Annotated in this window: 11 protein-coding genes and 1 riboswitch; of the genes, 1 reads left to right on the top strand and 10 read right to left on the bottom strand. The window is 69.0% G+C overall.

Annotation, left to right across the window (positions count from 1 at the left end):
• Nucleotides 1-4 precede the first annotated feature (4 nt).
• A riboswitch (TPP riboswitch) is annotated at nucleotides 5-107 on the bottom strand.
• Between the two features lie 220 nt (nucleotides 108-327).
• Nucleotides 328-810, top strand: a complete 483-nt coding sequence (locus M2282_RS05450; RefSeq protein WP_280807770.1) for a hypothetical protein — start codon at nucleotides 328-330, stop codon at nucleotides 808-810.
• A 22-nt stretch (nucleotides 811-832) separates the two neighbouring features.
• On the opposite strand, the gene M2282_RS05445 is transcribed toward M2282_RS05450, so the two are convergent.
• From M2282_RS05445 to M2282_RS05400, 10 genes are all read right to left on the bottom strand, one after another.
• Complete coding sequence (locus tag M2282_RS05445) at nucleotides 833-2,329, bottom strand: mannose-1-phosphate guanylyltransferase/mannose-6-phosphate isomerase (RefSeq protein ID WP_280807769.1); 1,497 nt, start codon at nucleotides 2,327-2,329, stop codon at nucleotides 833-835.
• Nucleotides 2,330-2,374: 45 nt separating this feature from the next.
• Entirely contained in the window at nucleotides 2,375-3,043 is a 669-nt protein-coding gene (locus M2282_RS05440) for a sensor histidine kinase (protein WP_280807768.1), read from the bottom strand.
• A gap of 43 nt (nucleotides 3,044-3,086) precedes the next feature.
• Nucleotides 3,087-3,902, bottom strand: coding sequence for a response regulator (locus M2282_RS05435; RefSeq protein WP_432422879.1), 816 nt, complete (start codon nucleotides 3,900-3,902; stop codon nucleotides 3,087-3,089).
• Between the two features lie 164 nt (nucleotides 3,903-4,066).
• Nucleotides 4,067-5,146: a UDP-glucose 4-epimerase GalE gene (gene galE / locus M2282_RS05430; RefSeq protein WP_280807767.1), complete on the bottom strand. Its 1,080-nt coding sequence runs from the start codon at nucleotides 5,144-5,146 to the stop codon at nucleotides 4,067-4,069.
• Nucleotides 5,143-6,441: a glycosyltransferase WbuB gene (locus tag M2282_RS05425; protein WP_280807766.1), complete on the bottom strand. Its 1,299-nt coding sequence runs from the start codon at nucleotides 6,439-6,441 to the stop codon at nucleotides 5,143-5,145. The genes galE and M2282_RS05425 overlap by 4 nt, the downstream gene beginning before the upstream one ends.
• A 19-nt stretch (nucleotides 6,442-6,460) precedes the next feature.
• Nucleotides 6,461-7,720, bottom strand: a complete 1,260-nt coding sequence (locus M2282_RS05420) for a polysaccharide biosynthesis protein (RefSeq protein WP_280807765.1) — start codon at nucleotides 7,718-7,720, stop codon at nucleotides 6,461-6,463.
• The gene (locus M2282_RS05415) at nucleotides 7,717-8,673 is read right to left on the bottom strand and encodes a hypothetical protein (RefSeq protein ID WP_280807764.1); all 957 of its coding nucleotides are present in this window, start codon (nucleotides 8,671-8,673) and stop codon (nucleotides 7,717-7,719) included. Before M2282_RS05415 ends, M2282_RS05420 begins: the two co-directional genes overlap by 4 nt.
• 31 nt (nucleotides 8,674-8,704) lie before the next feature.
• The gene (locus M2282_RS05410) at nucleotides 8,705-9,712 is read right to left on the bottom strand and encodes a hypothetical protein (RefSeq protein WP_280807763.1); all 1,008 of its coding nucleotides are present in this window, start codon (nucleotides 9,710-9,712) and stop codon (nucleotides 8,705-8,707) included.
• Nucleotides 9,709-10,803: a glycosyltransferase gene (locus M2282_RS05405; protein ID WP_280807762.1), complete on the bottom strand. Its 1,095-nt coding sequence runs from the start codon at nucleotides 10,801-10,803 to the stop codon at nucleotides 9,709-9,711. The genes M2282_RS05410 and M2282_RS05405 overlap by 4 nt, the downstream gene beginning before the upstream one ends.
• A 26-nt stretch (nucleotides 10,804-10,829) precedes the next feature.
• Entirely contained in the window at nucleotides 10,830-12,182 is a 1,353-nt protein-coding gene (locus M2282_RS05400; RefSeq protein WP_280807761.1) for a hypothetical protein, read from the bottom strand.
• Between the last annotated feature and the right edge of the window lie 20 nt (nucleotides 12,183-12,202).

Below are 12,202 nucleotides of genomic sequence, written 5' to 3'. Positions count from 1 at the left end.
CGACGGGCCGCCGGACCAGCTTCCCTGCGCGAGGATTACCTCAGTCAGGTTCAAAGGGACTTTCTCAGCCGGCCTGCGCGAACAGGCCAGCACCCCTAGCGAGCGGCGATTTTATGCTCCCGAGACGCCATTGGCTGAAAAGTTGCTGCGCACGGCAGAGCTCAGCCAGAACCGGATATTCAGGAACGCCGGCCTCGGGCGCGATCAGAGTTGTCTATCAATGAATTGCTGCTGCCTTTGCCCGATCGATGCATTCATCGGGCAGGCTGACCCGCTCGGGTATAAACCTCGACTTCGAAAAATGCCGCCCAGGCGAAGGAGTTCTCGATGAGTTTGGATTTTCCTTTTGGCCTCACGGCACTCGCCCTTTGCGCGAGCGCTCTCTTCACCGTGACTTCGGTGAGCGCTACCGAGGTCGTCAGCCAGGCGACAAACGAGAGTGTCGTCATCGAGAAATGGGCTGCCCGCATCGGACCGGAGAGTGTTGTTGTAGAGAGTGTGGGAGCCTACGGCGTCAACGCGGAAAGCGTCAGGCGCCATCTTGCCAACACTTTGGCAGCGGATTCGGCGCTGATGCAGCGGCCCCGCGTCAACGAGCGATACAGCTTCGACGGAAGGGTGCGCACCTATGTCCTGCCGGTGCGCCCGGCCATCGACAATCCCATCAACAGCTATTCGCCCTACGACAGCAGCTCGTTCCGCCGAGATGCCGTGGTCTTCGAGGATGCAGCCAATCTCGGCCTGCTTCAGGCTTTGTACAAGCAGCCTCGCTGCGGATTGAGCGGCCGATTCCTCGCGGCCCCGCGGTAGCCGGGCGTTGCGCGCGCTGCGGTCAGGCCGCCGCGCCGACGGCGAGCGCTGCCGTCGATTGAAAAGCCGGCTGCGGGAATGCAAGCTCGACCTCACCCCGCACCTCGACCGCCGCACACCGCCCATACGTATCGTCAAACCGCACGATGTCGTCCTCGCCCAGATACCCCCCCGTCTGCACCTCGATCACCTCCAGCATCGTCTTGCCCGGGTTCTCCAGCCGGTGGATGGTGCCCGAGGGCAGGTAGATCGACTCGTTCTCGCGCACCAGCACGACTTCGCCGCCGCGCGTGGCCTTGGCCATGCCCTTGACGACGATCCAGTGCTCGGCGCGGTGGTGATGCATCTGCAGCGACAGCTTGCCGCCGGGCTTGACGGTCAGGCGCTTGACCTGGAAGCGCTCGCCCGTGTCCAGACTGTCGTACGCGCCCCAGGGCCGTACGACGCGGCGGTGTTCGGTGGCCACGGCCTTGCCTTCTCGCGCGAGCATGCGCACCACCTCGGCCACCTGCTCGGCGCAGCCCGCGCCCGCCACCAGCACGGCGTCGGGCGTGTCCACGATGATCAGGTCCTCGGTGCCCAGCGCCACCACCGGCCGGTGCGGCGCATGCACGAAGGTGTTGCGCGAATGAAGGGCGCTCGCCATGCCGGTCAGGCGGTTGCCTGCATCGTCGGCCGGGTGCAGCAGGGCCACCGCGTTCCAGCTGCCCACGTCGCTCCAGGTGCCCTCGAAGCGCACGACCGCGACGTCGGCATGTTTTTCGAGCACCGCGTAGTCGATGCTTTCGCTGCGGCAGCCTTCGAAGGCTTCGCGGTCCAGGCGCAGGAAGCTGCCGTCGACCGAGACCGCGGCCGCCGCGCGTTCGCAGGTGGCGAGGATGTCCGGCGCATGCGTGCGCAGCGCGGCGACCAGCGTGCGGGCCTGCACCAGGAAGATGCCGGCGTTCCAGCAGTAGCCGCCATGCAGGATCAGCGATTCGGCCACCGCCGCCGTCGGCTTTTCCACGAAGCGCGCCACCACGCGGCTCGCGCCATGGCCGGTCGCCCCGGCCGCCTCGATGTACCCGTAGGCCGTGCTCGGAAAACTGGGCGCCACGCCGAAGGTGACGATCCGGCCCGCCAGCGCCGCCTCGACGCCGGCGCGCACCGTGGCCGCGAACAGCGCGGCATCGGGGATGTGGTGGTCGGAGGGCGCGAACAGCAGCAGGTCGTCGGGATCTGCCAGCAGGGCGGCCGCGGCCATGGCGGCGGCGGTGTTGCGGGGCACCGGCTCCAGGATCTGCCGGCCCTGCACCTCTGCGTTGTCCATCGCTTCGCGCACCAGGAAGCGATGGTCTTCCGACGTCACGCAGGTCACGTTCCGGTTCAATCCGGTGAGCCGTTCGAGCGTGAGCTGCAGCAGGCTCTTGTTGCCGATCAGCGGTGCGAACTGCTTGGGCAGGGCCTTGCGCGAGAGCGGCCACAGGCGCGTGCCGCTGCCGCCGCACAGAAGCACGGGATGAATGGTGGAAGCGTTCATGTCGACCAGCCTTTGTGGAGTGGATGTGAAGCGGGCTTGCGGGGGCTACGCCGCCAGGACGGCGTCGGGCCCCGTCGGGTCGCCGGTCAGCGGCAGGGTCACGCGCACGCGCAGGCCGCGGGGCGAGAGGTTCGAGATGCTGATGCTGGCGCCGATGGATTCGGCGCGCGCGCGCATGCTGCGCAGGCCCTGGCCCCCGGTGCGCGGCGCTGCGCCGCCGCCGGAATCGGGAAGCCCGCGGCCGTTGTCGCTCACCTCCAGCGTCAGCAGGGTGTTGCCCCGGCCGGGCGCGAGCCGCACCTGCACGCTGCTGGCGCCGGAGTGGCGCAGCGCATTGGCCAGGGCCTCCTGCGCGATCTTGCAGAGTTCGCGGTGGATGCGGGAGTCGTCCCGCGCTTCGAGCGCAAGGTCGGACACCTCCCACTGGAACTTCATGCCGCTGCGCCGGAAGGCCGGCTCGAAGCGGTAGCGCAGGTTGCCGAGCATTTCGGCCAGCGACATGCGCTCGGCACCGAGTCCGTCCACGGTCATCTGCAATTCGAGCAGGCACTCCTGCAGGCCGCGCACGATGTCGGCGTTCAGGGGGCTGTGCACGGGAAGGCTGGCCAGCAGCATGATCAGGCGGGTGGCAACACCGTCGTGCAGGTCGCGCGCGATCCGCTGTCGTTCTGCGAGCGTGGCCAGCAGGATGGGGTCATGGACACGGGATGGCATCGGCGGATTTCCTGTTCGTTCTGACGGCGCGGCCTTGAGCCGCTCAGATCAGGCCGGTGTGAACCGCAAAGTTCACGGCCTGTGCACGCGAATGCACGTGCAGCTTCTTGTAGATGCTCTTGATGTGCACGTTGACCGTCTGGCCCGTGATGCCGAGCCTGGTGCCGATCTCGGCCGAGACGTAGCCGCACGCCACGAAGCGCAGGATCTCGCTCTCGCGCGGCGTCAGCGTTGCGTCGCGCGAGGGCATCCGCGGCGGCAAAGGGTCGCCGACGGCCCCATCCTTATAAGTGTGATGAGGGTTGTGGTTCATGCGGTGCAGCAGCCGCCGCGCCAGCCGGGGGGTGATGGCGGCGCCGCCGTTCACCACGTGCAGCACGGCTTCGGCAAAGCTCTGCAGCCATGCGTTCTTGAGCAGGTAGCCCGTGGCGCCCAGCTCGAAGGCGCGCAGCACATGCGAGTCGTCTTCGAGCGCCGAGATCACGATGATCTCGCCGTTGCTGTGGTGCCTGCGCGCTTCGTCGATCAACTCGAAGCCCATGCCGTCGCTCAGGCGCAGGTCGACCATCAGCACGTCGAACTCGTGCGCAGCCAGGAGCTTGCGTCCTTCGCGGATGCTGTCCGCCTGGCCCTCGAGCTGGATGCGCATGTCCGACAGCAATTCCTGGGCGATCACCCGGCGCACGAATTCATCGTCGTCGACCAGCAGCACGCGCACCGGCGCTGCTTCCTGCCCGGTGAGGAAGTCGGGCCATGGCATTGCCGCCGGCATGCAGACGCCGGCGGCGTGGCCCGCCCGGCGCTCGCCCATTGCGGCGGAGGGCCGCTCGACGGAAAATTGAAGCGACTTGTCAAGCATTGGCATGCCCTCGGTTTGAATTGTGTCGGGTCGGCATTTTTAGCAACCTTAGATAACAATTGGGTTTCTTTTGTAAGGAATAAGGCTTTATTTCGTTCGTCTTTTGGCGTACTCCGACGGCAATATGGCCATTCGGAGCTGCTGGTTTCTCTTCTTTCGCGCTTTCATTCGGCGGCTCCGACCGGTTTTGAAAGGGCCGCGAGCACGGCGGAGGCAGGTTCCGGTTCGTCGAACCCACGCGGATTCGCGAGTTGCCAGCGCCAGCAGTCCGCGCACATCTGGTCCAGGTTGCGGCGGGCGCGCCAGCCGAGGCGGTCGCGGGCATGCTGCACATCCGCCCAGTAGGCGGCGGCATCGCCGGGGCGGCGTGGCCCGATGTACACCGGGATCTCCCGGCCCGAGGCCCGCTCGAAGGCCGCGATCACTTCCAGCACCGATGCGCCCCGGCCGGTGCCCAGGTTGACCGTCAGCAGGCCCCGGTGGCGCGCGGAATGCCGCAGCGCCGCCACATGGCCCTCGGCCACGTCCATCACATGCACGTAGTCGCGCACGCCGGTGCCGTCGGGCGTCTCGTAGTCGTCGCCGTGCACCACGAGGTGCGCGCGCGCACCCACCGCGACCTGCGCGACGTAGGGCAGCAGGTTGTCGGGCGGGCCGTGCGGGTGCTCCCCGAGCAGGCCGCTCTCGTGCGCGCCGATGGGGTTGAAGAAGCGCAGGCATGCGATGGCCCAGCGCTTGTCGGCCCGGGCGAGGTCCGCGACCATGCGCTCCACCATCACCTTGGTCCGCCCGTACGGATTGACGGCCGCATACCTGGCGCTTTCCCGGATGGGCGAGTGCTGGTTGTCGCCGTAGACCGTGGCCGAGGACGAGAAGATCAGCGTGCGCACCCCTGCACGCTCCATGGCGCGGATCAGCGCGAGGGTGCCCGCCACGTTCACGTCGTAGTAGCCGATCGGGTCGCTCACCGAATGGCCGACCGCCTTCAGCCCCGCGAGGTGCATCACCGCGTCGACCCCGTGCTCGGCGAACGCGCGGTCCAGCGCCACCGCGTCGCGCACGTCGCCGCGCACCAGCGGCGGCTCCACGCCGGTGATGTTCGCCACCCGCTGCAGCGAGCGCGGGTCGCTGTTGATCAGCGTGTCCAGCACCACCGGCCGCAAGCCGGCTTCGATCAGCGACACGCAGACGTGGCTTCCGATGAACCCCGCGCCGCCGGTCACCAGGATCTTGGGATGGTTCATCCCTTGACTCCGAAAGAGGGGCTGCAGGGGGCGGCTTCCGTGCCGGCGACGCAGCGGAGCATCTCCTGCTCGAAGCGCGAGAGGATCGCGTGCTGGTCCAGCTCCGACACGGCGAACGCCCGGCCCGCCGCGCCCAGCGCCTCGCGCACCGAGGGCGAGAGCGCGAGCTGCTCGATGGCATCGGCGAGCACGGCCGCATCGCCGGGTGGCACCACGAGGCCGCAGCCCGCCATCACGCGGCTGAGTTCGGTGCCGGGGTTCGCGGTCACGATCACGGCCTTGCCGCTCGCGAGCATGCCGGCGAGCTTGGAAGGCATCACCAGGTCGGCGGCATCGGCGCGCTGCGGCAATACATGGATGTCGGCCATGCCCAGCAGCTCGTTGAGCCGCTCGGCCGGCTGCAGGTCCAGGAAGTGCACGTTCTTCAGGCGGATGCAGGCCGACATCAGCGGGCCGCGGCTCGGCCCGTTGCCGCAGATCACGAAATGGATGCTGCGCGCATGCGCCAGCAGCTGCGCGGCCTCGCCCAGCAGCTCGATGCCCTGCTTGGAACCCAGGCTGCCCGCATAGAGCACGACCACCGCATCGGCCGGAATGCCGAGTTCGGCCCTGTAGCCGTGGCCGCCGGCGCTTTCGGGCGACGCACCCTCCGAGGAGGGTGCGCCCGGGCGGATCGCCGAGACGTCCACCCAGTTCGGAAACAGCACGAGCCGGGCCTCCTCGATGCCCTTGCCCCTGGCCTTCTCGGCCATGGCGCCGGAGATGGTCGAGACGCGGCTGAACCGGGCGAGCAGCCACCGCTCCAGCGACAGCGCGAAGCGCCGCACGCCCGCGCCGCGCACCCAGCCCAGGCCGAAGGCCGCGTCGACCTCGTAGTCCTGGATGTGCAGCCACGACTTGATGCCCAGCATCTTCGAGAAGAACAGCACCGCGGGTGCGCAGAACAGCGGCGGCTCCACCACGAAGACGAGGTCGGGCTTCCAGCGCGCCTGCGCCAGCAGCAGCGGCATGCTCGACAGCATGAACGAGAACAGGTGCGCCATGCGGCTGAGCGTGCGTGGCCGCGCGGGCACCCAGGTCGGCGCGCGCCAGACGGTGAAACCGTTGATTTCGCTCCTGCGGTAGGCCCAGGCCGAGTGCCCCTCGAACACCTTCCATTGCGGAAAGGAGGGCGGCGCCGCGATCACGCGCACCTCATGGCCCTGGCTGGCGAGCCATGCGGCCATCTCGCCGGAGTACTTGCCGATGCCCGTGAGCTCGGGCATGAAGTTCATCGAATACAGCAGGATTTTCACGGACACCTTTCAGTGGCTCTCAATGGACCGGGCGAAGCAGGCGAAGCAGCGGAAAGAAGCCGAACAGCGCACGCATGCGCAGCTCGTACAGCAGCAGGTCGGAGAAGAAGGCGATAAAGAACACGTAGTGCGGCCGGTCCGGAAAGAGCGCGATCACGGCGCCGTAGGAGGCCATCCGCAGCGCCACTTCCAGCAGCGCCCATCGCCCGAGCGAACCCACCGGGGTGTTGAGCGCGAGCACCATCTCGTGGTGGACCGTGTAGGTGCGCAGCAGGAAATAGGGCGCGATGCACACGAAGATGTCCATCGCCTGGCCGCCGACCTTCAGCAGCGGCGCGGCCACCGCCAGCACGCCCGCGAGCACCGCGAACAGCACGCAACCGAGCAGGAACGAATGCCGCGCCAGCCGCAGCGTTGCCGCGGCCGCCGCGTCGCCCGAGGTGGCGTTCAGCATGGCGGGCGTCTTGGTGACCAGGAAGGCCTGCACGAACTGCGAGGGCGCTTCCGCAAGCAGGAAGGCCAGCTTGAACGCACCCACATAGCCCAGCGGCATGAAGAGGGCGATGACCAGCAGGTCCGACTTGCGCAGCAGGAAGGTCAGCAGCGCATACACGGTGGCATGGGCTTGCGACGGGAGATCGAGCGCGGGCTTTCCGGCTGGGGGCGCCGGGCCATTCACCGGCAGGCCAACGGCCGCGCACACGAGCACGAAGGCGAGCAGGTTGATGGCCAGCAGCTGCGCCACGCCGATCTCGAAATGGAACGCAGCGAGCGCGGCCACGCCCAGCACCAGCAGCGTCGAGCGCAGGCCGGACTCCAGGTTGAGCAGCCCCGCGTTGCCCAGGCCCCGGCTGTACGACAGGCGCAGGCTGTTGAACGCGAAGACCGCGAGCGTCGCCGCGACCAGCGCGAAGGGCATGCCGGCCACCGGCAGCCGCTGCGCGCTCACGATGATGGCCGCGAGCACCGTGGCGAGCGGCAGCCCGATGGCCAGCGTGCGCACCAGGTCGCCGCGCGTCACGGCGGGCGGCACGCTCGCGGCGTTGCGCGAGAACAGCAGCGCGCTGCCCAGCGTTCCCACCACCAGCGCCACTTCCAGCACCGACTGGTAGATCGAGTACTCGCCGAAGCGCGCGGGTGCGACCTCGGCTGCCATGAGAAAGATCGCGAGAAAACCCGACAGGTACACGTAGAGCCGCGAAGCGAGCGCGCCCAGGCCCAGGCGCCGCGCGATGCGCGCGCCCGGCAGTGCGAAGGAGGCGCCGGCCGACGTTTTCATGGTGCGTTCCGGTCCGCGGGGAACTCAGCGCCCGATGCGTCGGCGAAGGGGCGCACATCGGCTGCGCGCCGCACGCGCATCGCCAGGGCGAAGGCGGCGTTCTTCGCCCGCCGCGCCATCTGCAGCGCCTGGGTCAGCGCAGCGACGCCGTGCACCCGGCCATGCAGCGCGAGCCGCATCGCGCGCTTGGCGGAGCCCTGGAAATGCAATGCGAGCACGCGCACCGCCTCGCCGGCCGTGGTCTCCAGGCAGGGCCGTCCGTCGACGAATGCGAGGCGCTTGGCGCCGCCGCGAACGCGGAACTCCCCTGCGAGATGGTTGGTCCCGCCGTTGATGTTGTGATCGATCACCTGGCCCTCGAACACCCGGTTGATCGGCGCCGCATTGCCGGAGGCCTCCGCCCACAGGTAGAGCAGCGTCATGTCGGAGACGCCGCCGCGCACGCCGCGCGCCGCGAAGCGCCCGGCGATGTCGCGCAGCTGCTGCAGGCCGGCCGGCGTGGTGTAGGTCTCGATGAGGTGGGCGACGAAATCGTGCAGGGCCGCCGCCGTCCAGTAGCTCACGTGCGGCGAGATCTGGCAGGGGTTCCAGCCGTCGGCGGGCCGGATGAAGGAGCCGGAGAAGCCCGCGCTCCCCACGAGCTTCGCAATGTGCGCGCCGGCGCCGCGGAACAGCAGCACGTCGCTGTCGATCAGCACGAATTCGCGGCACTCGGGGTGCGCCGCCAGGTAGCCGGCCAGGATGAAGTAGCGCCGAAAGCAGATCTTCTCGAACTCGGGCGTGTTGCTCGACAGGTGCACGTAGGCCTGGCAGAAGCGCTTGTACGCGTAGCCGGCCTCGGTGCCGCCCAGCACGAGCAGGTGCTCGCCGGCGCGGGCGGCTGCCTCGCGGCACAGGCGCATCGTGTCGTTCTGGCGGTCTTCCACGACGATGAAGGCAAGGGGGTTGTTCATGGCGGAGCGATGGGTTGGAGAACGGGCGCGTTCAGGGCCGCGGCGCGGTGGCGCTGCGCACCAGCGCCACGTGCGCGGGCAGGAAATGGAAGTTGTCGTCCAGCGGCAGGTCCAGCGTGAACATGCCGCCGGCGGCGGTCGCATCGCCGATCCAGCCGCGCAGCTGCGCGGCCGAGAACCGCGCGCTGCCCGGCCGGCCCCAGGACGCGGCCAGCGGCGTGAGCACGTGCAGCCTGAGCTCGGAGGGCGGCGACACCAGGCGGGCGGTCGGACGCATGTACTCGCCCGCCATGAGGTTCTGGCAGGGCGCGCTCTTGAGGCTGAAGCGCGCCTGGCCCTCTCCGGCGTTGAAGGCCAGCCACCGGTTCGATGCGCCGCTGCGGGCGGCCGCGCACAGCTTGCCCCAGTCGTCCGCCGTCATGCCCGTGGTGTTGTAGACACCATCGAACCACCAGCCGGTGGCGAGCGGGCCGTAGTGGTCCGACCAGTCCTTGATCACCGCCGACCAGGCGGCGATGAAGCGCGGCGGCGGCGGCAGTTGCTCCGAGATGTCGCCCAGGCATTCCATCAGGTAGGGGTCCGCCTGCGGCGCGCGGAACGGCAGGTACAGGATCAGTGCGATGTCGTGGCGCTGCAGCGCCCGCCCGATCGCCAGCGGCAGGTCGCGCGGCGCGCGGTTCCTGGCGCTGCGCGGGCACAGCGTCTCGAGCGCGGCATTGGGCGCGTTGAACTGGCCGTTGTTCTGTCCGAGGGTGAGGATGAGATAGCTCGCGCGCATCTCGGCGAGCGAGGCCGCCAGGGCCTCGGCGTCGAAGCGCGCGATCTCGCCGGCGGACTGCTTGTCGGGCAGGTAATGCACCATCACGCCGAAGCCGGGGACGGCCTTGCCGGCTGATGCAGATTCAGCGGATGCAGCAGTTTGGGCGGGTTGAACCTTGGGCGTCGCCGCCTGCGCAGGCAGGTGCCATGCGGCCATCGCGAGCGCGACGGCGGCGAGCCGGCGAAGAAGAACGGCTCCTGGGCGCTCGCGGTTCGTCATTGCATCGCCTCCGTCAGCGGAGCGGGCCGGCGCTTCAGCGTGAAGTAGCTCGCGGCCACCGCGCTCGGCACGCAGTCGCGCGAGTGCTGCCACGTCGGGCGCGTGCGCTGGTGCTCGGCCAGGTAGCGCGCCACCGGTGCGAGATCGCACGCCTCGCTGCCGATGAAGAACCCGTAGCCGGCGAACAACTCCCGGTGCACCGGAATGTCCGAGAGCAGCAGCGGCACGCCCAGCGTGGCCGCCTCGGCCGCCGACAGGTTGAAGCCCTCGAAGGTGGAGAGCGAGATGAATGCCGCCGCCCCGCGGTACAGCCGGAGAAGTTCGTCGCGCGGAACCAGTCCGCGGTGCCGCACGCTGTCGCGCAGCGCGGGCGCCTGGGTGGCGATCATCCGTTCGACCTCGGCCGCGCCGTTGCCGGTGATGTCCAGGCAGTCGACCAGGCCCTCGCGCTTCATGCGCTCGAACAACTTCAGGATGCCGCCGAAGTTCTTGTGCGGGTAGTAGTGGTAGGCCGCGATCAGGTAGCGGTCGCCTTGGGTCGCGGTCTCGTCTGCGGCGTTCTCGCGGCCGCGGCCGCCCGGTCCCGCGTCCACCGGATTGAAGATCACCGCCGGACGCGCGCAGCGTGCGAAGTGCCGCTCGAAATCTTCCTGGCTGCTTCTGCTGATGAACACCACGTCGGCCGCGCTGCGTGCGATGCGGCGCAGGCTCCAGTCGAGCCAGAGGCGCTTGGCGGGCGTGAAGTACTGCGGGTACGACTTGTACTGAAGGTCGTGCACCACCACGATCGAATCGGCGTGGCGCCCGAGCGGCGAGAACGGCAGGAAGTAGTTCGGGAACAGCGAGAACATCCGCTCGCCCGAGAACCATGCGCGCACGCGGTGGAAGTTGTAGAGCAGGATGTCGAGCACGAAGCGGCTGATGCGCAGCCGGCGCGCGGCCTCGTAGACGAAGGGGTGGCGTTCGCTCACCGGCTGCACCTTGTCGTCGGGCGACAGGCGCATGCTGCGCAGCAGCACCTCGGACACGTTGAGCACGCCGCCCGCCGACCTGTTCAGCCGGATGGTGTCGTAGAAGAGATAGGTGGCCATGGGCGCTTTCTTTCTTTCTCTTTCTTTCACGCGGCGGGGGCGCCCAGGCGCGGCGCATCGAGCGCCGGCTCGTGGACCGGCTGGCGAGCCCGCATGCGCGCCGCGCGCCGGAACCACGAACTCAGGCAGCCCGCGACCAGCGCGGCGATCAACCCCGATGCGGCGAACGGTCCCCAGCCCAGGATCGGGCCGCGCATGAATGGCACGTAGGCCGCCAGCATCACCAGCGCGCACAGGTAGGTGGCGCTCAGCGCACGGCGCGGATCGACGATGCGGTCGACGCTCCGGAAGCCCGCCGAGAGCGCGAAGCCCAGCAGCGCCGGGCCCAGCAGCCCGAAGTCGAAGTACGCGGTGGCGAACGGCGGCAGCGACAGGTTGCTCTGCGAGAAATTGGCGGCCACCGCCGACCAGCCGAGCGGGTCGTAGCCCGGAAACATCTTCAGGTCGCGCGGCAGGAAGAACGAGAGGGCCGACAGCAGGTAGCGCCCGAAGCCGGCATCGGGCGAGGGCGCGCGCTCCAGCAGGCCCGCCACCACGAACATCGCATCGAAGTCCTGGCTGAACGGAAACGACTCCAGGCTCGCGCCCCACATGGCATCGCGCGAGATCAGGTTCAGCACCGGGCCCAGGCCCGCGATGGCGCCGAAGACCACGGCCGCGAGCGTCCAGCGGTGGCTGCGCGCAATCGCATGGATGAGCAGCGGCAGCAACCCGATCAGGATGATCTGGCGCGCCGTGTTGACCGGGTTCGCGGCCAGGGCGGCCAGCGCGAACGCCAGGCCCGCCGCGCACCAGGCCCACAGCGTGCGCTGGCGCACCGCATGGATCGCGAGCGCCACGAAGCACATCAGCACCACCAGCTTGGGAATCGTGGAATAGGCGATGAACTCGATCGGCAGGCTCTCGTCGTCGGCGATCACGCCGCGCGCCACGAAGTTGAGGTCGGGCCGGATGAAGAGCGCCGCGAACGCCGCGAGCGAGCAGCTCAGGAGCAGCAGGAAGGGGTGGGCCACGCCCACGCCGCGGTCGGCATCGCGCGGCCCGTGCACCGGCGGCCGCACGGGCATGCCCAGGCGCGCGGCCTCCACGCCGGCCATGTACAGCAGCAGCAGCACCAGCGCCTGCGTGTGCGCGGCACGGCCGAGGATGCCCACTTCCCAGAAGTCGACGTCCGCGGCGATCTGCATCGCAGGGGCGAGCGAGAAGTAGATGAGAACCACCGTGTAGTGGATCAGCAGGAACACGCTGTCGCTCGCGGCGCCGAGCATCGACAGCTGCACCGCCGCCAGCACGAACACGGCCGCATAGCCCCAGACGGGATCGACCAGCCCGCAGAGCAGCGCAGAGGCGATGCCGAACCAGAAGGTGAGGGTTCTCATGGCAGCTTCCGGGTTGCGGG

The organism is Variovorax boronicumulans (assembly GCF_029892485.1).
GTDB lineage: Bacteria > Pseudomonadota > Gammaproteobacteria > Burkholderiales > Burkholderiaceae_C > Variovorax > Variovorax boronicumulans_B.
The sequence above is the reverse complement of the archived record's forward strand: the minus strand, read 5'-3'. Positions and strand labels throughout refer to the sequence as shown.